The sequence below is a fragment of the Streptomyces sp. RLB3-17 genome (assembly GCF_007113425.2).
Classification (GTDB): Bacteria; Actinomycetota; Actinomycetes; order Streptomycetales; family Streptomycetaceae; genus Streptomyces; species Streptomyces mirabilis_D.
In genome coordinates this window covers 739,466-763,253 of the sequence record NZ_CP041610.2, presented here as the reverse complement: position 1 = coordinate 763,253, position 23,788 = coordinate 739,466, and the positions used below count along the sequence as shown (strand labels likewise).

Sequence of the window (23,788 nt, the reverse complement as noted above, 5' to 3'; positions counted from 1 at the left end):
CGGCGACGCGTGAGAAGCCGTGCGGCGTGGGTTCACGGAGGCGGTGGAGGTCGAAGACGGATTCCGGGGAGGTGGGCGCCAGGACAGTAATCTCGTGACGGTCCGGGCAGTTGGGCAGCGCGCGCCCCATGTCAAGCGAAACAGTCACCGGTGGCGGTCGGAACCGCGTGAATGGGGCGCATTCGTGTCCTCGAAGTGGGCGTCCAAGGCGCGAGGCAGACCGGCCATGAGGGCGCGCTCGCACGCCGGTCGCCGGGACCCGCGCCACCGGCGCGAGGGCGCACGAGCGGCTCAGCTGCGTGTTCCTCTTGATCAGGTGGCCCCGCTCGAATGATCAAAAGAGGGTCGGGCTACCATCTGAGCGCCACCTAGCTCGAAAGATGAATCTGTGACTGTCAATGACGACTCGTTCACCAACTGGAACAACCGCGAGGAGATCGCGGAGTCGATGATCCCGATCATCGGGAAGCTGCACCGGGAGCGGGACGTCACGGTCCTGCTGCACAGCCGTTCCCTGGTGAACAAGTCGGTGGTGAGCATCCTCAAGACCCACCGGTTCGCCCGGCAGATCGCCGGCGAGGAACTCTCGGTCATCCAGACGCTGCCGTTCCTGCAGGCGCTCACCACGCTCGATCTCGGCCCGTCGCAGATCGACATCGGCATGCTCGCCGCGACCTACAAGTCCGACGACCGTGGTCTGTCGGTGGCGGAGTTCACCGCCGAGGCCGTGGCCGGCGCCACGGGCGTCAACAAGATCGAGCGCCAGGAGCCGCGCGACGTCGTCCTCTACGGGTTCGGCCGCATCGGCCGCCTCGTCGCCCGCCTGCTCATCGAGAAGGCCGGCTCAGGCAACGGCCTGCGGCTGCGCGCCGTCGTCGTCCGCAAGGGTGCCGGCCAGGACATCGTCAAGCGCGCCTCGCTGCTGCGGCGTGACTCCATTCACGGCCAGTTCCGGGGCACGATCACCGTCGACGAGGCGAACAGCAAGATCGTCGCCAACGGCAACGAGATCAAGGTGATCTACTCCGACGACCCGCTGTCGGTGGACTACACGGAGTACGGCATCAAGGACGCCATCCTCATCGACAACACCGGCAGGTGGCGTGACCGTGAGGGCCTGTCCCAGCACCTTCGCCCCGGCATCGCCAAGGTCGTCCTGACCGCACCGGGCAAGGGCGACGTTCCCAACATCGTCCACGGCGTCAACCACGACACGATCAAGCCGGACGAGCAGATCATGTCCTGCGCCTCCTGCACCACCAACGCGATCGTCCCGCCGCTGAAGGCGATGGCGGACGAGTACGGCGTTCTGCGGGGTCACGTGGAGACCGTCCACTCGTTCACCAACGACCAGAACCTGCTGGACAACTACCACAACTCCGACCGCCGCGGTCGTTCGGCGCCGCTCAACATGGTCATCACCGAGACCGGTGCCGCCTCCGCCGTCGCGAAGGCGCTGCCCGACCTCAAGGCGAAGATCACCGGCAGCTCCATCCGCGTCCCGGTGCCGGATGTGTCGATCGCCATCCTCAACCTGCAACTCGCCCGCGAGACCACGCGCGAGGAAGTCCTCGACCACCTCCGCGATGTCTCGCTGACCTCGCCGCTCAAGCGCCAGATCGACTTCATCAGCGCCCCCGACGCGGTCTCGAGCGACTTCATCGGCTCGCGTCATGCCTCGATCGTCGACGCCGGCGCGACCAAGGTGGAAGGCGACAACGCGATCCTCTACCTCTGGTACGACAACGAGTTCGGCTACTCCTGCCAGGTCGTCCGCGTCGTCCAGCACGTCTCCGGCGTGGAGTACCCGACCTTCCCGGCCCCGGCGGTCTGATCGCGGCGGCCTCTCCCGGTCGGCATCCAGGTGCCCTCCACTCCCACCGTGCCCCGGCGGTCTTCCGACCGTCGGGGCACGGTGGGTCGCGCGCGCGTATGGGCGCGGAACATGTACGGGTCGAGGGCGATCTTCATGCGGCGCCTCCGTAGAGGGCGGGGCGGGGCTTCATGTCCACGGTGGCGACGGTGCCGTCGGACTCCAGGGAGCGGAGCGGAGGGTGGCGGCGTAGCCGTCCCAGGCGGACGGGCCGGTGGGCTCGCTGCCGGTGCCGACGGCCGCGAACCATTCGCGGAACTCGGTGTCGAAGGCGTCGGCGAAACGCCCCTGCCAGTCCTGCGGTACGGCGGTCTCGTGGTGTCCGGTGGTGCGGACCCCGACGGCGGCCGGGTCGGGCAGTCGGACCAGGTCCTCCTCACCGACGGTCTCGCACGGGATGTCGTAGCCGTACCGGCAGTTGACGAAGACCTCCAGGCCGATGCGGACCCCGTTCGCGGTCTCGAAGAGCATGATCTGCGGGTCCTTGAGGTGCGCGAACCGCTTGCTCGTGGCGCGTGGGGTGATCACCTGGGCGGAGACGATCTCGTCGTCGAGTAGCCGGCGCAGCACGTCGATCTCGTGCACGGCCGTGTCCTGCGCGGCCATCACGGAGGTGTACGCCTTGGGCACGGCCGGGATGCGGTGGGCGCAGTGCACGATCAGCGGGGCGCCGATCGATCCGGACGCGAGGACCTCCTTCGGTGCCCGGATGTGGCGGTGGGGGCCCTCGGTGGCCGTCGACTGCTTGGGTGCCGGCATCGGAGACCGCCAGTGCGCTTGTTGGCCAAGTGACCGGTCTGGACCGGGACATGAGGGTGCGCGGGATCGGGGTCGTTCGGTTGCCGACCGGCCCGCGATGACCGGACGAGCGCCGAGGCGCCCTTACTCCGCTCCTCAGGGGCTCCCCGTAGGTGCGCAGCCCAGGCCGGAGCTTGCCGTCGGAGTCTCGGCGTCCGCTGCGCCCGCCCGGTCGGCGCTCGGCCGTGCGACCGTCCCACCCGTCCCGTGGGAGGCGGCAGGCCGCATGAACACCACATGGCTTTGGCCAGATTGGACGTCTGACGGGTGTTCGAACCCGGCGATACTCAGGGCTGGGCAATCCGCCCCAATCCCCACATCCACCGGAGGTCTCTCATGCCCCAGACCAGCGTTGCCACCACCGCCGTGCTCGATGCCTGGCTGGCGGGCGCCGAGAGCGCGTACGGCCAGACCAACCCCGCCGGGCCCCTCTACGTCGGCGGCGCCGCCGCCGAGGCCGCGCTCACCGACCCGAGCGACTCCCTCTACGGCTTCTGTTCCAGCCCGAGTGGGTCGCACGGCAGCTGGTGTTGCTGATCGCCCGCGGTGACTCCAGGGCCCTTTGCGGAGGGCCTGCCCGCTGAGTGCCCTCTCCAGGGCGCGCTCATCGACCGTATCGCCTGCGGAGCACGCCTCTTCGGGAGCGCCCCTGCGGAGTGCGGTTCATAAAGCCGGAGCGTGGGAAACCGCGCGCCAAGCCACGACGCGTCCGCACCCGGGAACGCGCCGCAGCCTGCCGAGTCGGTTGCCGCCCGCCCCGCGCGCGTCGGGGATGCGGGGGTGTGCGGCTCGGTCGGTTGCTGCCGGGTGCGGACGGGTCCGGGCTGGTCGCACAGTTGCCGTGCTCCCTGGGAACGACCGCAAGAAGCGAGTTCACGGCGGAATGGGGAGGGTGGACGGTGAGCGGATCGGCGCCGGAAAGATCGGAAAGGCCGGGGAAGCCGGGGGAGTCGGGAAGGCGGGACGAGGCGGAATGGTTCGCCCGACCCGTACGGACCATCGCCCGGCCTTGGCGGGAAGAGCTGGCCCGGCGGCTGGCCTCCATTGACGCCCTGAGCCGGAAAGAACAAGAAGCGGTGCTGGAAGCCGGCCACACCGCCCTGCTCAAGTCCCTGCACGCGAAGCTGTCCCGCCTGTTCCTGATCGAACTGCACGCGCTGCGCATGACAGCGGGCGGCGGACACCACACCGAGGGCGCGGGGACGGGATCCGACACGCGGACGTGGACCGCGTTCCTGGAGCAGGCCGAAGAGGAGGGCTACCTCGACCGGCTGGGCGGCCGATACCCGAACGTCGGCCCGCGGATCGCGTCGGTGGCGCGGCTCTCGGTGGCGGCGACGGCCGGATTCGCGGAACGGCTCGCCGCGGACCGCGAAGTGCTGCGGCCGCTGCTGGGGGGACCCGCGGGGGAGATGCGAGCCGTCGCCTTCGGGGCGGGCGACACCCACCGGGGCGGCCTGACGGTCAGTCGGGTCGACTTCGCCGGCGGGAGCGTCATGTACAAGCCTCGGCCGTCCGAGTCCGACGTGGCGCTGGGCGCGCTGTTGGACGAGCTCTACACGGACTTCCCCGGCGCACCGTCGCCCGACGAGCGCATCCGGGTGCCGCGGACACAAGCACGCGAGGGCTACGGCTGGGCCGAGTTCGTCCACCACCGCTACTGCGCGGGCGAGGCCGAACTCGCCGCGTTCTACCGGAACGTAGGGCACTGGCTGGCCGTCCTCCGCTTCACCGGCGGCACCGACATGCACGCGGAGAACATGATCGCCGCGGGTCCGGTGCCGGTGATCGTGGACGCCGAGACGCTCTTCGACGCCCCCGCGCCCTTCCCGCCCAGCGGCCGGGGCGACGCCGTGGACGTGGCCGCGGCGGCCATCCGCCGTACGGTGCTGCGTACCGGACTGCTGCCCGTACGCGGCACCGGCTTCGCGCTCGGCGGGGTCGACATCTCCGGAGTCGGGTCGCTGCCCGGCCAGCAGCCGCTGATCCCGAACCCGGTGATCGCGGACGCCGGCACCGCGGCGGCCCGCTTCCAGGTTGACCTGGTGGCGATGCCCACCGCGGGCAACCACCCCAGCCCCACTCCCGTGCTGAGCGCGTACTGGGACCGGATTCTGGCCGGCTTCCGCGAGATGACCGCGCACCTGCGCCGGCCCGGGACGGATCCGCACCGGCTGCTGCGCCGCTTCGAAGGCGCCCAGGCGCGGCGGATCCTGCGGCCGACGCAGGCGTACGTCGACATCGGCCGGATGCTCTGGCACCCGGCGTCGTTGCACGACGAGGCGGCCGCGGTCGAACGGGCCCGGGACATCCTGCGGCGCAACGCCGAGGTGCTGCCCGGCGCGCCGACCGAGCGCGCGGCCATCGACGGCGAGATCGCGGACCTGTTGGCCGGTGACGTGCCGATGTTCACCTTCACCGTGGACTCGGCCGCCGTACGGACCACCGTGGAGGACTGGCGCACCGCCGACCTGGCGCTGGAGGAGGCGGTGATCCAGGACGCGCTGGTCGGTGCGTATCTCAACGAGCGTTCGCTGCCCACGCGGACGCAGGCCGCCGCCCGCGACCCGCACGCCCGGGACCGGGAGCGCCGCCGCCGCGACCTGGCCGCGCAGATGGTACGGCGGCTGTGCGACGGGGCGGTGCGCGGCGAGGACGGTACGGTCACCTGGATCAGCCCCGTCTTCACCCCCGCGGGGTGGTCGATCAGGGTGCTGCCCGCCGACCTCTACACCGGGCAGGGCGGGGTGGCGCTGACGCTCGCGGAGTACGTGACCGAGGTGCGGGCCGGGCGGGCGGAGGAGGTGCCGGGCGTCGCCGAGACGTTCCAGGGGGCGCTGCGGGTCCTGGTCGGCACCGAGGACCGGACACCGACGCCCTCACCCGGGGCGTTCAGCGGTGCCGCGTCGCAGGTGTGGACGTGGCTGGCGCTGCACCGGGTGCTCGGTGAGGACTGGCTTCTGGAGCGGGCCGCCGAGAGGGCCCTGTTGCTCGCGGAGGGCCGACTGGTCGAGGACGACGTCGAGGTGGACCTCCTCAACGGGGCGGCAGGCGCGGTCGTCCCCCTGCTCAACCTGGCCGCGGCGACCGGGCAGGACCGCTGGCTCGACGCCGCCGCGCACATCGGCCGCCGACTGACCGGGCTGGCCAACCTCGACGCGAGCGGCGCCCGCTGGACGACCCGGCTCAACCCCGAGGGCATCGGCGGCTTCGCCCACGGCGCCACCGGCATCGGCTGGGCGCTGACCCGGCTCGCGCTCGGCGACGCGGGTTCCGCGGCCGAGCGGCGCGACTGGAACCGCCTCGCCGAGCGGGCCTTCACCTATCAGGAGTCCCTCTACCAACCCGAGCACGGCAACTGGCTCGATGTCCGCATCGGCGCCGAGGAGGACTTCTTCACCAGTTGGTGCCACGGCAGCGCGGGGGTGGGCATCGGCATGCTCGACCTCCACCGGCGCACGGGCGATCCCGCCCACCTCGACATGGCCCGTCGGGCCGCACGTGCCTGCGCCGCCGAGGGCTTCGGCTGGAGCCATACCCTGTGCCACGGCGACCTCGGCCTCTGGGAATTCCTCACGTCCATGGACTTCGGCGATCCCACCGACCTCGACGCCGAAATCCTCACCGGCCTCGAGCAACGCGGCCCGGTCGGCGGCCTGGCCCGCGAGGCGTTCTCGCCCAGCCTCATGTCCGGCCTCTCAGGAGTACTTCACACCCTCCTGCGCATGCACCCCGAGGCCACCCTGCCGAATCCCCTCCTCCTCGACTGATCCGACCTCGGGCGTCGCAACGGAGGTGGTCGCGCTCCGTATCCGACCGGGCTCGTGGTGGCCGCGACGCCGGACGGGCAGCGTGAGCCCCCTGGTCGCATGCGGTGGGCAGCCGGGCGGCAGCCCTGCCGACCCCGCGCCGACGCCGGTGCGGGGTCGGTCCCGTCGACGCGCGGTCCGGCGCGTGCGGGACGCGCTGGGCAGTCCCGCCGGCGCATTGCCGAGAGATCTTGGCTGCGCTCGCAAGCTGTCCTGGGGCGGTGCACTGTGGAACATGTGGGGATCTGGAATCGCTCTACCGGCCTCGGCCCGGGGCCGTCGAAGCATGTGCTGCTGGCGATCCCCGTCCTGCTGGTCGTGGTGATCACGGTCATCGACATCGTTGCCCCGGCCGACGTCCACCTGGGCCCGCTGCTGGTGATCGCGCCGGCGATCACCGCATCCTTCGCCGGTCCCCGGCTGACCGGGGCGATCGGCGTCCTGGCGCTCGCGGCCGAGGCCGGCATCGCGCTGCACGACGGCATCCTCTTCTCGCGCAACGTCGTCGTGCAGATGGTCGCCCTCGCCGTACTGAGCCTTCTGATCGTGGGCTACTCCGTGGTACGCGAGCGACACGGACGGGAACTGGCCCAGGTGAGATCGGTCGCCGAGGCCGCACAGCACGTACTGCTGTGGCCGCTGCCCAGCGGGATCGGCCCCCTGCGTACGGCGTCCGTATATCTGGCCGCCGAGGACGAGGCCGAGATCGGTGGAGACCTGTACGCCGTCACGCGTACCGACGACGCCACGCGCGTGCTCATCGGAGATGTCCGGGGCAAGGGCTTGGCGGCCATCGGCGAGGCCGCCCTGCTGCTCGGCGCGTTCCGCGAAGCCTCCCATCAGCACGCCGACCTCACCGCGCTGACGGACGCGCTGGAACAGAGCGTCGGCCGCTACCACGGCGAATTCACCCCGCCGGAGGACGAGGCCGGGGCCGAGGAGCGCTTCGTCACCGCCCTGTTGCTGGAGATCCCCGACGATGCCACCCTCGTCAAAATGACCAGCTGCGGGCACCCCGCGCCCCTGCTGCTCAGCCCGGAACACTCCGTCACCGCACTGAGGCTGCACCCAGCACCCCCGCTGGGAGTCGGCGTCCTGGTCCCATCGCCGCGCACGCTGGACGTGTTCACCTTCGAAGTCGGGGAAACCCTCCTGCTCTACACCGACGGTGTCATGGAGGCGCGCAATCGGAGCGGTGACTTCTATCCGTTCGCCGAACGAGCCGCCCAGTGGACCGAGTGCGGCCCCGAACCGCTCCTGCGTCACATCCGGCGTGACCTCCTCGCCCACGTCGGTGGACGCCTAGGCGACGACGCCGCGCTCATCGCCCTTCGCCGGGCGCCCACCCACTCCGGCCACCACCTCGCCAGGCTCATCCGCGCCGAGTCCTCCAGAGGGCGGGTGCGGGACTCCCCGGAACGCAGCTTCTGAGAAAGTCGTGGCCTGTTACCCGTGCGTCGGGGCGTGACCGTCGAGCCATGAACACGAACGGCACCGACGTGGGAAGCCCGGAACTGATCGTTGTCGTCGCCGTCGGCGTACTGGCGACGGGCCGGCCATCGCGTCGTACGGGCCTGAGTGAACCGCTGCCGCTGCTCGGCGCGGGCTGCCTCGTAGGACTGACACCCGCCTTCGCAGGGTTCGCGCTGTCCCCGAAGTCCTGCCGGCCGTGGCCATCGAGGCCGTCACCGACGAGCGACCCTGCTCCTGGTCCGGTACGGCGCTCGCTTTCGTCGAGTCCTACGCCGGCGGAATCGTGATCGGTGCCGCGATCGCACTGCTCCTGATCCCCGTCAGGCGTCGGCCGCCCGAGCCCCTGCTCCACAGCGTGCTGAGTGTCGCCACCCCTCTCCTCGCCTACCTGTCCGCCGAACCTCTGCACGTGTCCGGCGTCCTCGCCGTCGTCACCTGCGGCCTTGTGACCACCCGGTTCGGCCCTCGCGTCATCGGTTCCGACGCCCGGATCCAGGTCATCGTCTTCTGGGAGGTGGCCGGTTACCTGCTCAACAGCGCGCTGTTCATGTTCGTCGGTATCCAACTGCCCGCCGCGGTCGGGGCATTGACCTCGCTCTCCCTGGCGCAGGCGGCGATCGCCGCCTGCGCCGTGAGCGTCGCTGTGATCGGGACACGGCTGCTGTGGTTCTACTCGGTCCTTGTCCGGTCAGGTCCTGGACCGGCGTCCTCAGCAGCGGGACCGCCGAATCACCGCCCCTCAGCGCCTGCCGCGGGCATGGGCGGGGATGCGCGGAGCCATCTCGCCGGCCGCGGCACCGACCGAGCCCGCCGTGACCGCCGAAGGACATGTCGTCGAGCATGCGACGCCGTCGGGCCCCCGCTCCCGGCTCCATTCGACGCCGTGAGAGCGTGCGGCGCCTCGAACCCGCCCTGCTTCAGGTCGAGCGGGACACGCTCAGGGACCTGCGCGACGCCGGCCGCATCTGATCGCGTCCTGCGGCGTGGAAAGACCCGGGGCTTGGTCAGTGGACGACGTCGAGGACGTTCATCTGCAGGCCGTTGGAGTACACGGCGTGCTCGACGAGCTTGAGCTTCTGGGTGTCCTTGTCGGTGGCGGGGAACAGGCGCTTGCCCGCGCCGAGCAGCAGCGGGTGGACGAGCAGGTGGTAACGGTCGATCAGGCCGGCGTCGGCGAGGCCATGGTTCAGGGCGACGCTGCCGTGGACGATGATCGGGCCTCCGTCGGTCTCCTTGAGGGCGGCGACCTCGTCGAGGGAGCGCAGGATGGTGGTCTCGCCCCAGTTCGAGACGAGCTTGTCCTCGGTGAGGGTGGTGGAGACGACGTACTTCGGCATGGTCTTGTAGTGGGCGAACTCGTTCATGTCCGGCCACACCGGGCTGAACGCCTCGTAGCTGGTCCGGCCCATCAGGACGGCGGTGGACTCCTGCTGTTCCCGTGCCTTGATGTCGAACGCCTCGGGGACGAACTCGACGTCCTTGAAGGTCCATCCGGAATTGCGGTAGCCGGGTTCGCCGCCGGGGCCCTCCACGACGCCGTCGAGCGAGATGAAGGCGGAGCTGATCAGGGTACGCATGCTGATTCCTTCGGGGTTTCTGGTGTGCGGTTTTCGATTGCTGGCCGCCCCTTGGAGGGAGGCCGGTGCGACGCCGTCGGTATCCGGTGCGGTCCCGTGGCGGGCCAGGGCGCAGGCCGCGCGGACGGGTGTCCGGACGCGTCTGCGGACGTCGGTCGAGAAGCCCCTCCTGCGGAGCGGACCTGGATGCCCTCGTCGTCCGACCAGGCCGGCTCGCCGTCCAGCGGCGGCAGGCCCGTCGGTCGGCTCGGCATGCGCCCCAGCTCCTTCAGGTGGTCGTTGACCTTCTGGCGGGGCAGCCCCGGGCCGGGCTCGGCCAGGGCGCCGAGGATCCGGGCCCGTATCGGGTCCAGGGACGCCTCGGCCGCGGCGGGTTCTCGATCACGGCGTCGTCCAGCACCGCTCCAGAATCTCTCCGACAAAAAAAATTGTCAAGGCGGGAAATGTTGTCGGTGGGGGATCGGCGGTGGGCAGGGCGGGCGTGGGAACCGTCGGACACTGGGAAACGGTCTGGGATCCAGACGGCGGTGGGTCCCCAACGCCTCTGCCCGCAAGTCTCACGAAGCCGGTTTCATGAGCGCTTGTGATCCACGGCTGGTGAGGTCCTCGGCTCGTGCAGCGAGGGCGGTCGGTGCCCCCTTGCGCGCGGTGTGAACCGGCAAGCGGGACCCGTTGAGTTGCTGGGGCATGCCGTGCGTTCGAGATCGGCTTGCCCGGGACCACGCCCGGGAAGTGCCACTGTGACCTGGGTGGATCAGCGAGAGCCGCGGCCGTAGCCGGGGCTGTTCGGCCTTCGGCGAGGCGCCGGAGGAGCTCGTCGAGTCGGGGAGGGCCGAGCGCGCCCACGCCGACCGGCTCGCACGTGGGTCGGGGACCCGCGTGCGAGCCGGCTCCCGGAACCGGTCGTCAGCCCGCGGCGGCGGTGAGCGCTTCGAGGGCGCCCGCCTGGGTACGCCAGTCGGTCTGGTTGGGGCTGGTACCGGCCCAGCGTTCGCCCAGGGCGTTGAGGGAGCTACGGTCCCGCGCCCACAGTGTGTCGGCCTGCTTCTGGACGTAACTCTGGTAGGTGCCGGAACCTGTGGCCTTCGCGAGGTCGGCGAAGTTCCGCATGAAGATGCCCTTGAACTGCTTCTGGTTGTCGTCGCAGGACGCCGAGCCGACGTCGCAGGACTCGGTGAGCACTCCACCGGAGGTCAGCGTAGGGCTGCTGATCGCGGCGTCGGCCAGGGTGCGCGCGGTGGTCAGCAGCGAGCCGTCCCCGGTCGTTCTCCACAGTTCGGTGAAGCCGCCGATGGCCAGTCCCTGGTTGTAACTCCACACGGTGGAGCCGTTGTTGGCGCAGGCGGAGGTGAGCCCGTCGTTCACCAGACCCGAGGAGTTGATCATCCCGCTGGACCGGTACCAGGCGGCGGACGTCTTGGCCCGCTGCAGCCATACGGTGTCGCCCGGGATGCGCTGGTGCAGCGCCGTGGTCAGCCAGAGGTACTGCCCGTTCGTCACGGCGTTCTTGTAGGTGCGCTCGCGGTCCCACCACACGCCGCCCCCGCAGGTGCCGGGGTCCCAGTACCGCTGGACGTAGTCGGCGATGGTGACCGCCTCGTTCAGATAGCGGGAGTCACCGGTGTAGTCGTACGCGTCGATCCAGGCGATGGCCCACCAGCCCGAGTCGTCGATGGAACGGCTGATGAAGTCGCCCTCGATCGCGTCCGAACTGCGCACACCGGCCGCGAAGATGCCCTTGTTCTGGTCGAAGGTGCGCGCGATGACCCAGTCGTAGTCGTGCCTGCCGGTGGCCCGGGAGGAGTCGATGAGCGCGGTGAGGGTGGCGGCGGAGTTCCACCAACTGCTCGGCCACCAGCCGTTGTAGGGGTCGTACGAGGACATCAGCGCGTCGGCCGCCGCGCGCGTCCTGGTCTGCACGGGTCTGACCCACGCGGTGCAACTGCCCTCGTTGTGGCTCGCCTCCCGGCCGCAGGCGCGGACCGCGCCGCCGTACAGGAGCCCGCGCGGATCGCGGGTGGCGTACATCGCGGTACGGGTGCCGGTGGCACCGGACGGGGTGCTGGTGCGGCCGAGTGAGGAGCCGTCCGGCCAGGTCGAGCCGCCGTCCCAGGAGCGGTCGAGCCAGATCTCGTCGCCGGCGCCACCGGTGTCGATGCTCGCCCAGGCCATGGAGTTCTTCTGGTCGACGTGCAGCCGGATCGTGCGGCCGTAGAGAGTCGTCGACGGCGCCGGCTGGTCGTCGCCGGCCGCCTTGCTCGCGTCGGTGCCGTCGCAGAGCGTGTCGCAGACCGTGGGGTAGACCCAGTTCGTACAGCCGACCCCCGCGGCGTCTCCGCAGGCCCGCACGAGACCGCGCCGGTGGTTGCGAGGGTCGGTGATGTCGTACATCAGCGTCCTGGTGCCGGTCCAGGTTCCCGGGACGCTCGCCTTGCCGAGCAGTCCTTCCCAGGTCGCGCCGCCGTCCCAGGAGCGGTCCAGCCACACCGAGTCGCCGGTCACGCCGTTGTCGATGCTCGCCCAGGCCATGTCGTCCGCGTCGGACACGTGCAGTTCGAGGCGACGGCCGTTGAGGTCCTTGTTCGGCACCGGGAAGCTCTCCTGCCGGGCCTGCGAGGGGTCCAGCGTGTCACAGGCCAGTACGCACACCTGGGTTGCGGCGGCCGCGGGCGTCGCGACCGGGACCAGTGCCACGAACGCGAGAGCGGCCGTCAGCAGGAAGCTGAGAAGCCGTGGTCTGACAACGATGTCGGATTGCTGTGAGGGCACCGGAACTCGCCTCGATTTCAGGGTGGGGGACGCCGGTTGGGTCTCACTGAGCCGGGCGGGGGACGGGCACTGGTCCATACCTGCCCGGGAGGCAGTGAACCGGCTTGGTGGGGGACTGTCAATGTCTCCAACGGGAGTGATTCCAGGGGTGGTTCACACCGGCTGTGACGGGTTGACACCCCGCTGTGGGGCGCACATCATCGGTGGAACTTCGGCGAGGCGCCTCGCACACCCACCGCTTCATGAGTCACAGGCTTTCGTCAGCAATCGATTTGAATCGATTCAAGAACCTCGTTCCCGCATCCAGACCCGGGAGGTACCCATGCGGCGCCGCCGCCCCTCGCTGATCCGAACGCCCAGCCCAGGGCGCCTACTCGGCCTCGCCACCGTGGTGGCCGCCGCACTGCTCATGGCTCCCGCGCCTGCCACATCGGCGGCCGCCTCGTCGACCGCAACAGGGGTCGGCAAGGCGACCCTTGACGCCCTGAACTACTCGCCGACCTCGCGCACCCTCAAGCCGACCGCGATCTATCGGACGTCCGGCAGTGTCGCGAACCCGCAGAACGTCCTCAGCGGTCAGCCGACGCGGATCTCCGGCTCGCAGTCGGCCGTCACCCTCGACTTCGGCAAAGAGGTCGGTGGCGTGACAACGTTGTCCTTCGGTAGTGCGAGCGACAGCGGCCAGCGCGTCGGCCTGGCCTTCAGCGAGTCGTCCCTGTACGTGGGCAACAACAGCGACCGCAGCAGCGGACGCGACGGCGAGGACGGGGCGCTCTACGCCACGGCCTCCGCCAACGGCACCTACACGGTGCCCACCGCTCAACAGCGCGGTGGCTTCCGCTACTTGACGGTCTTCCTGGACACCTCGGGTTGGGTGGATCTCACGGGCGTCAGCCTCAACTTCACCGCGGCTCCGGGCAAGACCGACCCGGCCGACTACGCCAACTACTTCTCCTCCAGCGACGACCTTCTCAACCGCATCTGGTATGCCGGGGCGTACACCGTGCAGCTCAACACGATCGCCTCCCACCAGGGACGCGCCTGGCCCCCGCCGTCCTCGGCGTGGGACAACGGCGCCACCGTCGGCGTCGGTGACTCCGTCCTGGTCGACGGGGCCAAGCGCGACCGTACGGTGTGGCCCGGCGACATGGGTATCGCCGTACCCACGCAGTACGCGTACTCCAACGACCTCGTCTCGACCCGCAACGCGCTCACCACGATGTACAACGCGCAGTCGGCGGAAGGTGAAATCCCCTGGTCGGGACCGCCGTTCAACCTCACCGGCTCGGACACGTACCACACCTGGACGCTGCTGGGGACGTCGACGTACTACTCCTACTCGGCCGACCGGGCGTGGCTGGACTCCGCATGGTCCGACTACAAGCGCGGGATGGCCTTCATCACCAACAAGATCGACGGCAACAACCTGCTCAACGTGACGCGCACCCAGGACTGGGCCCGGGTCGGCCAGGGCGGCGAGAACATCTCCGCCAACGCGCTGCTGTACGCCGCGCTCAAGGGCGGCGCCACCCTGGCCGCGGTCGAGGGCGACAGCGCGCTCGCCGCGAGCTGGAACGGCAAGGCGGCCGCCATCAAGACGGCGGCCAACTCCCTGCTGTGGGACGCCGCGAAGGGCATGTACAAGGACAACCCGACCAGTGGCCTGTACCCGCAGGACGGCAACTCGCTCGCCGTCTGGTACGGGTTGACCGACTCCGCGGCCAAGTCGAAGAGTGTCATCGCGGGGCTCGGGAAGAACTGGGGCATCTACGGCCCGACGACCCCCGAATGGGGCGGCAACGTGTCGCCCTTCGCCGGCGGCATGGAGCTCAACGCCCGCTTCACCGCCAATGACGACTACACCGCCCTGGACCAGATCCGCCGCACCTGGGGCCACATGCTCACCAGCGACATCGGTACCAAGAGCACCTTCTGGGAGGGCATCAAGGCCGACGGCGGCCTCGCCTACGGCGGTTCGTTCATGAGCCTGGCCCACGGCTGGTCCACCGCGCCCACCTCCACGCTCACCTTCGACGTGCTCGGCACCGCACCCGAGTCCGCGACCGGCACGTACCGCTTCGTCCCGCACCCCGGCGACCTGACCAGCGTCGAGGGCCGCATCACCCTGCCCCAGGGCGCCGTCAACGCCTCCTGGTCCCGCGACCCCGCCGCCGGCACGTACTCGGCGCACCTCACCAGCCCGGCAGGCACCACCGGCCGCATCGGCGTCCCGAAGTTCGGCGGCGGCAACATCTCGGTGTCCGTGAACGGCACCGTCGTCTGGAGCAACGGAACGTTCACACCCACCTCGGGAATCACCGGCGCGAGCCAGGACGACACCTACGTCTACCTCACCGGCGTCACCCCGGGCGGCTACACCGTGACCGCCACCGGACTGGGCAATCCGTCGCCGCCCGCCGATCCCGGTACCGGCGCGCTGCGGCCGGGCTTCACCCGGTGCGCGGGCGAGGGCGGCACCTGCTCCTTCAGCGGCACCCGCTCGGTGGCCTACGGGGCTGGGACCTACACGTACAAAACAGTGACCGGCAGCACCGCCTGCACCAACGACTCCTTCGGTGGCGACCCGGCGTCGAATCTCGTCAAGTCCTGCTACGTCGCCGACGCGGGCGGCCCGCCCGGATACACCGTCTGCGCGGCGGAGGGCGGCACCTGCGCCGTGCCCGGCTACAACCGTGACGTCGTCTACGGCGCCAACGGCAACTTCGCCCACCAGGTCACCAACGGGTCCGTCGCCTGCACCAACGCCCACTTCGGCGATCCCATCGACGGAGTGGCCAAGTCCTGCTACGTGGCGTCCGCAGGAGGACCGTCCGGCGGCTGGACCAAGTGTGCGGACCAGAACGGCACCTGCCCGGCCGCCGCGGGGCAGCCGGTGACATACGGCGCCTTCGGCGCGTTCACGACGATCACGGCCACCGGCGACACCCCGTGCACCGACGCCACGTTCGGGGATCCGATCCCCGGCGAGTCGAAGACCTGCTACACCGCCACCGGCGGTCCGGTCGGCTACGCCACCTCCTGCTCCACCGAAGGCGGCACGTGCGCCTTCAGCGGACAGCAGACCGTCGCCTACGGTGCCCGGGGCCGTTTCCTCTACAAGGCGTTCACCGGCGGCACCGGCTGCACGACGGCGGCGTTCGGCACCGATCCGCTGCCGGGCGTGAGCAAAACCTGCTACCTCACCTCCTGAGCAGCGCACCACCTCCGGCAGCCTCCGTTCCCCGCGTGTCAGGGGGCTGCCGGATCACTCCGGATGGGCCACTGCCTCCTTCTGCAGTTGCACCGCCGCCAGCAGGCTCAGTTTCGGTTCCGCCTGGCGCAGCGCCCGCACCGCCGCGACCGAGGTGATGTCCCCGGTGAAGCCGACCTCGGCCAGCCGGGAGCGGACCCAGCGGGCACGCAGCTGGGTCTCGGTGGCTGAGGCGGTGGACTCGACGAGCGCGGCAGCGCGTTCCAGACCGAGGCGCTCTTCCGGCGAGGCCTCGGCCAGTGCCCGGCGCAGGGTCGCCGCGACCACGTCCGCGTCCCGGATGGCCAGCACGAAGTTGTTCTTCTTGCTCAGTCCCGTGATTCCTGTCATGGGGATCAGCCTGACTGCCATGTTCGCCGCGCGCCAAGCGACTTGAGGAGGCTCAGAGGGTCGGCCACTCGCCGTCGGCCCGTGCGGTCGGGGCGGCGGACCGCGCACCCGGTGCGTGCCTGCGCGCCGGGTGTGCGGTCGCCCCGGCCTTTCGTCATCGGGCGATGGGATCAGCTGCTGGGGACGGTGTCCTCGAACGTGGTGCCCGCGCTGCGGTACGCCGTCACCTTGGCGGCGACCTGCGCCGGTGTGAGGACCTGGTCCTTGACGTGCAGGACGTAATCGACCTGCTCGTCGTACGCCCGCGCGGTGGTGCTGGTCTGGCCCGCGAGGTCGATCAGCCACTGGTTGAAGTTGATCGACATCGGCCGCTCCGGCAGGTACGCGGAGTCATGGGTGCCGAAGAGCTGTCCGTCGATGTAGTACTTGATGCTGCTGTTGTCGATGGTCAGCACCAGGTCGTGCCAGCCGTCGTAGCTCTGCCGGCCCTCGGTGTGCTGGTTGACCGCCACCCACGGGTCGGCCTGGTAGGTCTCCCAGGACGTCGTGTAGAGGATGTCGGAGGTCTCGCCCCAGCCGCCGTTGGGCAGGTACTCGAAGTCGTACTCGGAGTAGTCGTCCGCCATCGGTGCCGTGAGGTCGTTGATGGTGAAGAACGTCTGGACGAGGTGGTCGCCGTCCGGGCCGTACTTGGGCGCGTCGTTGAACTTGACCCGGGCCGCGTAGGTGCCGTTCTTGAACTTCCGTGCGTTGGTGACGACTTCGGTCTGCTTGGTGCTCTCGCCGGTGCCCGCGGTCGAGGTCTCCAGGTTCATGACGGAGTTGCCGCTCGTGGTGGCGAAGGTGACGTTCTCGGGCGCCCACGTGGCGCCGGACACGCCGGGGCCGCCGGAGGCGGAGCGCACGCTCCAGCCGTGCGCCGAGATCTTCGGGTCGTTGTAGGCGCTGTAATTGAAGTCGTCGAACAGCGTGGCGCCGGTGGCCGGCGGGTCGGTCGGCGGGTCGGTGGGCGGGTTCGTCGGGTCGTTGCCCGCGGGGGCCTGGCCCCACAGCGTGGTGTTGGACAGCTGCGCGGTGACCTTGGACCAGTCGGCGTACGACGTCTGGGAGGCGCCGAAGGAGTAGTCGTCGCTCTGGTTCAGCGACTGCCACGTCGACTGGTAGAAGCGCAGCTGCATGTCGCCGGTGTCGGCGCCCGGCGCGAGCGTGCCGGCGCCGGAGGTGAAGCCGATCTCCAGGTAGCGGTCGGCCGTGGCGGTCGGGTTGGCGAGCGTGCCGAAGGTGCCCGTGACGTTGGCGCAGCCCTTGACGGCCCAGGAACAGGCGAAGCGATAGGACGCGCCGGCCGAGTCGGACCTGAAGTAGTAGCGGATCTTGACGTTCGCCAGTTGCACGGTCGTGGTGCCGGTGTTCTTCACCTTGAACCAGGGTTCGGACTGGTCGGCGGTGGCTCCCGTGGCGCTCGTACGGTACTGGACGCTCAGCCCGTCGTCGGCGGCGCTTGCGGTGGCCGGGAGCGCGGTGAGCGCCGCGGCGCCCATGGCCACCGCGACGGCGGCGGACGCCGCGGCGCGTAGCCGGTTCTTCGCGAATCTCATATGTTCCCTCCGTAGACACTCCGTCCTTCAGGGCGGAGAGGACTCGGACTCCTGCGGAACAGGGCAGGGAAAGACAATTCGCCGACAGGGCGGATCGTCGTTCACCACCAACTACCCTTAGGGAGTCACATGTTGACGTGGTATTTTGTGGGCTTATGTCCATTCGCGTGAAGCGGGCGTTCAAGTACCGCTTCTATCCGACCGATGCGCAGGCAGCGGAGCTGTCGCGCACGTTCGGGTGCGTGCGGAAGGTCTACAACATGGCGCTCGCGGCCCGTACCGAGGCGTGGGCTCGGCAGGAGCGGGTCAACTACCACCAGTCCTCCGCAATGCTGACGGCCTGGAAGAAGACCGAGGAACTGGCCTTCCTCAACGAGGTGTCGTCGGTTCCGCTCCAGCAGACGCTGCGTCACCTGCAAGGGGCGTTCGCGAACTTCTTCTCCAAGCGCGCCAGGTACCCACGGTTCAAGTCGAAGCGGAAGTCCCGCGCCTCGGCGGAGTACACCAGCTCGGCGTTCACGTTCCGTGACGGCCGGTTGAAGCTCGCGAAGATGGCCGGGCCGCTGGACATCGTCTGGTCCCGCCCCCTGCCCGAGGGCAGTGTGCCGACGACCGTGACCGTGTCGCGGGACGCGGCCGGCCGCTGGTTCGTGTCGATGCTGTGCGACGACCCGACGGTGAAACCGCTCGCGGCCACGGATGCGGCGGTGGGGATCGACGTCGGCCTGGACCACCTGCTGGCCCTGTCGACCGGTGAGAAGATCGCCAACCCCCGGCACGAACGCCGCGACCGCGACCGCCTCGCCACGGCACAGCGCCACTGTGCCCGCAAGGAGAAGGGCTCCGCGAACCGGGAGAAGGCACGCCGCAAGGTCGCCAGGATCCACGCCCGGATCACGGACCGGCGCAGGGACGGCCTGCACAAGATCACCACTCGACTCGTGCGCGAAAACCAAACGCTCGTGATCGAGGACCTGACCGTGCGCAATATGGTCAGGAACCGGAAACTCGCCCGCGCCATCAGCGATGCCGCGTGGGCAGAGTTCCGGAGCCTTCTGGAGTACAAGGCCACCTGGTACGGGCGGGACGTGGTGGTCGTGGACCGCTTTTTCCCCTCCTCCAAGTTGTGCTCCCACTGCGGTGCCCTGCAGGACAGGATGCCGCTGAATGTCCGCACCTGGACGTGTGACTGCGGAACGGTCCACGACCGGGACGTGAACGCGGCGAAGAACCTTCTGGCCGCCGGGCTGGCGGTGTCTGTCTGTGGAGCTGGTGTAAGACCTCAACGGAGAACTCCGGGCGGGCAGTCGGCGACGAAGCAGAAAATCTCACGGCGCGAGCCGTAGGAATCCCCCTCGTTTACGAGGGGGAGGAAGTCAAGGTTGTTCCTCTCCAGAAAGGTGGGGTGATTCCCGGAACGGGACAGGGTCAGGGGTGTTGCCGGACATCGAGGGCGTCGAGCCGTACGGTGTGCTCGTCGAGGCGGGAGCGGAAGTCGGCCCAGTCGGTCGCGCCGCTCCAGGCGCGGTCGGCGAGGGCACACAGCCGCGGGTAGGTGAGGTACTCGATGTGGGCGGGCGTCGTGACGAACTCGGTCCACAGCTGGGTCTGGGTGCCGAGCACCCGCCCGGCCACGTCTCGGTCCGCGTTCTCGGGTACGGGATCGTGGGCGTGGACGGCGCGCAGATCGACGACGCCTCCGGGCTGGGCCAGTGGCTCGCGTGGGTCGCCGGACTGGGCGTAGTCGAGGTAGGTGGCGCGGTGGTAGGCGTTGACGACGGGGTGGCCGCGGCGGGCCGCCGTCAGCGTGTGGGCCGAGTCGCGCCAGGTCATCACGGTGAAGTCGAGGGGCAGTTCGGCGCCGGTCTCGGCCCAGCCGACCGGGCGGCGTCCGTGCCGGACAAGGAAGTCGCCGATCTGCCCGAGGAACCAGCCGTGCAGGGCCGCGGGGCCCGGCAGGCCCTGCGCCACCGCTCGTTCCCGCGCGGCGACACTGTGCGTCCACTCGGTGGTGGGGCACTCCTCGCCGCCGACGTGGATGTACGGCGAGGGGAAGACGTCCATGACCTCGTCGAGGACGGTGCGGCAGAAGTCGAGGACGCCGTCGTGGACACCGAGGACGGTGTCGCACACGCCCCAGCGGGTCCAGACGTCGAGGGTGCGCTCCGGATGGTTGCCCAGGTCGGGGTAGGCGGCGAGGGCGGCGCGTACATGGCCGGGCATCTCTATCTCCGGCATGACGGTGACGCCGCGAGCGGCCGCGTACCGGACCAGGCCGACGAGTTCGTCCCGTGTGTACGCCCCGCCGTGCGGGATGCCGTCGTAGGTGTCGCTGCCGGCCGGGCCCTTCTGGGACTCGGCGCGGTGGCCGCCGACCTCGGTGAGCTTGGGCAGTGCGGCGATGGGCATGCGCCAGCCCTGGTCGTCGGTCAGATGCAGGTGGAACACGCTGATCTTGTGCAGGGCCAGCAGGTCGACGTACCGGCGCAGGTAGGAGACGGGCTGGAAGTGGCGTGCCACGTCCAGCATCGCGCCGCGCCAGGGGTGGCGGGGGACGTCGGTGATCTCGGCGCACGGCAGCAGCCACCGTGTACCGCGCTGCGGAGTGTCCAACAAGGCTTGAGGAGGAAGGAGTTGACGGAGCGTCTGGATGCCGCGCAGCAGACCGGTCAGGTGTGCGGCGCGCAGCAGCACGGCGTGCGGGGCGACGGTGAGCCCGTACCCCTCTTCACCGAGGCCGGTGAGTCCGGGGTCGAGCGTCAGGGCGAACTGTCCGTCCGGGGACGGCCGCAGGGACAGCCCGGTGGCGGGGGTGAGCAGGGTGCGCAGCAGGTCCGCGGCCGGTTCGGCGCCCGCGCCGATGTGCAGAGCGGTGCCGGCGTCGAGCGTGAAGTGTCCCGGACGGAGTGCGGCCTTGGTGGGGCGGGGTACGAGGGTGAGCACGGATCGCTGTGCGGGCATGGATCAGCTCCGGGACGGGGTCGCGTGGGGGTGGGGTGTGAGGTCAGCCCTTGACTGCGCCGGCGGCGAAGCCGGAGGTGACATGGCGCTGGAGCAGCAGGAACACCACGAGCGCCGGGGCGGCGAAGAGGGTCGAGGCGGCCATCGTGGCGCCCCAGTCGGTGCCGAAGACGTTCTGGAACGAGGACAGCCACACGGGCAGGGTGCGGTTGTCCTGATGCTTGATGATCAGGAAGTTGGCGTAGGCGAACTCGTTCCAGGCGGTGATGTAGCCGAACAGCGAGGTGGCCATCAGGCCTGGTGCGAGCAGCGGGAACGCCACATGCCGGAACGCGCCGAGCCGGGTGCAGCCGTCGACCTGGGCGGACTCCTCCAGCTCCGGGGGGATCGTGCCGATGAAGCCGCGCAGGACGATGATGGTGAAGGGCAGCGTCATCATGAAGTAGACGAGGGTCAGGGTCGGCAGCCGGTCGAGCATGTCGGTGTCCCGGGAGATGATGTAGACCGGGATGATCAGTGATTCCCAGGGCGCCATCTGCGCGATGAAGACCATGAGCATGAACTGCCGGCGCCCCTTCCACCTCATCCGGGCGACCGCGTAGGCGGCGCCGAGCGCGATGACGAGGGCGAGCAGGACGGCGCTCAGTGTGACGAGGATGCTGTTGCGCCAGAACAGGCCGAAGCCGGCGGCGCCGACGGCCGTGCGGAAGTGGTCGAGTGTCCAGGTCCGAGGGACGATCCGGGGGTTGTCGGACTGGATGTCTCGGGTCGGGGTGAACGCGGTGGCGACCATCCAGTAGACCGGGAAGAGACAGACCACGACCGTGACGACGGCGGCGGCGTTCAGGGGCAGGCGGCGGATGCGGGGCCGGGTCGTGCTCATGCGAGCTCGTCCTCCTGGCGGAACATCTGGCGGAAGTAGAAGACGAGCACGCCCGACATCAGCACGACGGTGACCATGGAGGCCGCCGAGCCGAGGTCGTAGCGCTGGCTCGACAGGGCGGTCTGTACCGCGTACACGGGCAGGATCGTGGTCGCGTCGCCGGGCCCGCCGTTGGTCATCACCCAGATCTGGACGAAGGCCTTGAAGGTCCAGATCACTTCGAGCGAGAACACCAGCATGAAGATCGGCCGGACCATGGGGAAGGTGATGGAGCCGAAGATTCGCGGCCCCGACGCCCCGTCGAGCCGCGCCGACTCGTACAGCTCGGTGGGGACGGTGGTGAGGGCCGAGTACAGGGTGATCGCGGCGAAGGGCACGGACTGCCATGCGACGAGGACGACCACGATGGCGAAGGCGGCCGGACCGTGCGCGAACCAGGGGTAGCGGTGGAAGGACTCGAACCCCAGGTCGGTCAGGACCGCGTTGACGATGCCGAACTCCGAGTGGAACAGCCACTGGAAGACGGTGGTCGCCGCGATGACGGGCATCGCCCAGGTCAGCACGAGCGCGCTGAGGACCGCGGTCCTGCCGAACCGGCCGAGCCGCTCGACCATGAGCGCGACCAGCGTGGACAGCACCATGATCAGGACGACGTTGATCGCCATGAAGAGGAAGGTGCGGCGCACGACCTCCCAGAAGCGGCCGTCCCCCAGCAGCGTTCCGTAGTTCTTGAATCCGACGAAACGCGCGCCGCCCAGGATGAGTTGGCGCAGGCCGAAGTCCTGCAGCGATATCACCACGGCGCGGACCAGGGGATAGACGAGCAGATAGAGCGTGCCGAGGACGGCGGGCGCGATCAGCACGTACGGCCAGATCCCACGGCCGGTGGACTTCGACGGGCGGCGCGGCCCCGGACCGGTGGAGCGCCGGGGCGGCCCGGTACCGAGTGGGGGGCGGGGGACGGTCTGCTCGCGGACGGCCGGCACGGCGCTCCTCCTTCCGGTGCGTGGACGGTTCAGGAGCCGGAGTTCATGGCGGCGGTGATGGCCTCGGACGCGGTGGCGGCCTTCTTCTGGATGTCGCCCCCGGTGAGGACGGCCGTCATGTAGTCCTTGATCGGGTTCTTGGCCTCCACGGCGGCCCAGCCCGGGGTGTTGGGTGTGGCGTGGCCCTGGGCGGCGCCGACCGCCATGGCCGCAGCGCCGGGGTCGGCTGCGACCGCGGAGGCCAGGGTGGTCTTGTTCGGGACGTAGCTCATGGCGACGGCGAGCTTCTTCTGCCAGGTGTCGCCGGTGAGTTCCTTGACGAAGGTGTAGGCCGCGTCCTGCTTGGTGGACGCCGTGGGGATGACGAGGTCGGAGCCGCCGGTGAAGACCGCGCCGGGCTTGTCGGCGGCCTTCCCCGGGATCGGGAAGAAGCCGAGCTTTCCCTTCAGCGCCGGGTTGTTCTGGATGACGACGTTGGCGCCGCCGGGTGTCGAGATGACCTGGGCGACCTTCCCCTTGGCCATGACGTCCGCCTGCGGAGGGTTGGCCTCGTCGGAGTCCCTGGGGCCCTTGCCGAGGGCCTGGAGCTTCTCGTAGAACTCCATACCGCGGATCGCCTCGGGGGAGTCCAGCGTGCCCTTCCACTTGCCGCCGGACTCGGTGGCGAGGTCGCCGCCCTCGTCCCAGACGAAGCCCGCGAGGGTGTACCAGTTCTGGCCGGGCAGATAGATGCCTTGCGTGCCACCGGTGTTGAGCTTCTTGGTGGCGGCGATCCACTGGTCGCGGGTCTTGATGGCGGTCGCGTCGACGCCCGCCTCCTTGAAGAGGTCGGTCCGGTAGATCACGACGCGGTTGGCGGCGTAGTACGGAATGCCGTACTGCTTGCCCTCATAGACGCCGGGCTCCGCGAGACCCTTGAGCCAGTTCTTCCCCCCGAGGCCGTCGACCTTGTCACTGAGGTCGAGCAGCCCCCCGCTCTGCGCGAACTGGGCGACCTGGGTGTTGCCGGTCTCGATGACGTCCGGTGCGTCGTTGCTGGCGAGCGCGGCCGTGACCTTCTCGCCGATCCCGTCCCACTCCTGGATCTGCACCTTGACCTTGATGTCCGGGTGAGCGGTCTCGAAGCCCTTGACGAACTCGTTCTGGAACTGGGCCGAGACGCTGTCGCGCATCAGCCAGACGTCGATGGTGGTGTTCCCGCCGGAGCTGTCGCCGGAGGTATCGGAGGAGCTACTGCAGGCACTCAGCCCGGCCGTCATCACGAGCGCGGACACACCGGCAAACAAGCGGAGCTTCACGGTTCACCTCTGGAGGACATGACCTGACCACCTGACCAGTGAAGTCCACTGGACAGCTCACCTCTTGATGTGGGGTTGAAGGTGGCATAGACCAATCGAGGCGTCAACCCCCCGTACTTCAAAGGGTTTTAGGGCGCAGGCCAGTCGAGATCTGGGCGATCA

Annotated in this window: 15 protein-coding genes and 2 pseudogenes; 8 read left to right on the top strand and 9 right to left on the bottom strand. The window is 69.6% G+C overall.

The window, feature by feature from the left end; translation table 11 throughout:
• The first annotated feature begins 388 nt into the window (after positions 1-388).
• Positions 389-1,834, top strand: a complete 1,446-nt coding sequence (locus tag FNV62_RS03715) for a glyceraldehyde-3-phosphate dehydrogenase (protein WP_060898151.1) — start codon at positions 389-391, stop codon at positions 1,832-1,834.
• Between the two features lie 133 nt (positions 1,835-1,967).
• Here FNV62_RS03715 and FNV62_RS03710 read toward each other — a convergent pair.
• A pseudogene (locus tag FNV62_RS03710) lies at positions 1,968-2,581 on the bottom strand (Gfo/Idh/MocA family oxidoreductase); the annotation flags it as partial.
• Between the two features lie 426 nt (positions 2,582-3,007).
• Between FNV62_RS03710 and FNV62_RS03705 the strand changes: the two are divergent.
• From FNV62_RS03705 to FNV62_RS56950, 5 genes and pseudogenes are all read left to right on the top strand, one after another.
• The gene (locus FNV62_RS03705) at positions 3,008-3,208 is read left to right on the top strand and encodes a DUF6229 family protein (RefSeq protein ID WP_095858363.1); all 201 of its coding nucleotides are present in this window, start codon (positions 3,008-3,010) and stop codon (positions 3,206-3,208) included.
• Positions 3,209-3,255: 47 nt separating this feature from the next.
• Positions 3,256-6,441, top strand: a complete 3,186-nt coding sequence (locus FNV62_RS03700; protein ID WP_318658454.1) for a type 2 lanthipeptide synthetase LanM family protein — start codon at positions 3,256-3,258, stop codon at positions 6,439-6,441.
• Between the two features lie 276 nt (positions 6,442-6,717).
• On the top strand, positions 6,718-7,911 hold the full coding sequence (locus tag FNV62_RS03695; RefSeq protein WP_225900124.1) for a PP2C family protein-serine/threonine phosphatase: 1,194 nt from the start codon (positions 6,718-6,720) through the stop codon (positions 7,909-7,911).
• A gap of 238 nt (positions 7,912-8,149) precedes the next feature.
• Positions 8,150-8,575, top strand: a pseudogene (locus FNV62_RS55300) (cation:proton antiporter); the annotation flags it as partial.
• Positions 8,576-8,793: 218 nt separating this feature from the next.
• Positions 8,794-8,922: a hypothetical protein gene (locus tag FNV62_RS56950; protein ID WP_263986834.1), complete on the top strand. Its 129-nt coding sequence runs from the start codon at positions 8,794-8,796 to the stop codon at positions 8,920-8,922.
• A 35-nt stretch (positions 8,923-8,957) separates the two neighbouring features.
• On the opposite strand, the gene FNV62_RS03685 is transcribed toward FNV62_RS56950, so the two are convergent.
• Positions 8,958-9,530 (bottom strand): dihydrofolate reductase family protein, encoded by a 573-nt coding sequence (locus FNV62_RS03685; protein ID WP_060900598.1) that lies wholly within the window; start codon positions 9,528-9,530, stop codon positions 8,958-8,960.
• A 906-nt stretch (positions 9,531-10,436) separates the two neighbouring features.
• Complete coding sequence (locus FNV62_RS03675) at positions 10,437-12,059, bottom strand: glycoside hydrolase family 76 protein (protein WP_225900801.1); 1,623 nt, start codon at positions 12,057-12,059, stop codon at positions 10,437-10,439.
• A gap of 562 nt (positions 12,060-12,621) precedes the next feature.
• Here FNV62_RS03675 and FNV62_RS03670 point away from each other — a divergent pair.
• Positions 12,622-15,510: an MGH1-like glycoside hydrolase domain-containing protein gene (locus tag FNV62_RS03670; protein WP_144314662.1), complete on the top strand. Its 2,889-nt coding sequence runs from the start codon at positions 12,622-12,624 to the stop codon at positions 15,508-15,510.
• Between the two features lie 54 nt (positions 15,511-15,564).
• On the opposite strand, the gene FNV62_RS03665 is transcribed toward FNV62_RS03670, so the two are convergent.
• A complete protein-coding gene (locus FNV62_RS03665; protein WP_054233377.1) occupies positions 15,565-15,900 on the bottom strand; it encodes a hypothetical protein in 336 nt (111 codons plus the stop codon).
• Between the two features lie 170 nt (positions 15,901-16,070).
• Positions 16,071-17,498 (bottom strand): cellulose binding domain-containing protein, encoded by a 1,428-nt coding sequence (locus tag FNV62_RS03660; protein ID WP_144314661.1) that lies wholly within the window; start codon positions 17,496-17,498, stop codon positions 16,071-16,073.
• A 155-nt stretch (positions 17,499-17,653) separates the two neighbouring features.
• Between FNV62_RS03660 and FNV62_RS03655 the strand changes: the two genes are divergently transcribed.
• Positions 17,654-18,844, top strand: coding sequence for an RNA-guided endonuclease InsQ/TnpB family protein (locus FNV62_RS03655; protein WP_144314660.1), 1,191 nt, complete (start codon positions 17,654-17,656; stop codon positions 18,842-18,844).
• A gap of 82 nt (positions 18,845-18,926) precedes the next feature.
• Here FNV62_RS03655 and FNV62_RS03650 read toward each other — a convergent pair whose 3' ends face one another.
• From FNV62_RS03650 to FNV62_RS03635, 4 genes are read right to left on the bottom strand one after another with little or no spacing between them, the layout of a single operon-like run.
• Positions 18,927-20,459, bottom strand: a complete 1,533-nt coding sequence (locus FNV62_RS03650) for a beta-N-acetylhexosaminidase (protein ID WP_144314659.1) — start codon at positions 20,457-20,459, stop codon at positions 18,927-18,929.
• A 43-nt stretch (positions 20,460-20,502) separates the two neighbouring features.
• Positions 20,503-21,342: a carbohydrate ABC transporter permease gene (locus FNV62_RS03645; protein ID WP_097282579.1), complete on the bottom strand. Its 840-nt coding sequence runs from the start codon at positions 21,340-21,342 to the stop codon at positions 20,503-20,505.
• Positions 21,339-22,328 (bottom strand): carbohydrate ABC transporter permease, encoded by a 990-nt coding sequence (locus tag FNV62_RS03640; RefSeq protein WP_143599892.1) that lies wholly within the window; start codon positions 22,326-22,328, stop codon positions 21,339-21,341. The genes FNV62_RS03645 and FNV62_RS03640 overlap by 4 nt, the downstream gene beginning before the upstream one ends.
• A 29-nt stretch (positions 22,329-22,357) precedes the next feature.
• Positions 22,358-23,626, bottom strand: coding sequence for an extracellular solute-binding protein (locus FNV62_RS03635; protein WP_144314658.1), 1,269 nt, complete (start codon positions 23,624-23,626; stop codon positions 22,358-22,360).
• Positions 23,627-23,788: the final 162 nt, after the last annotated feature.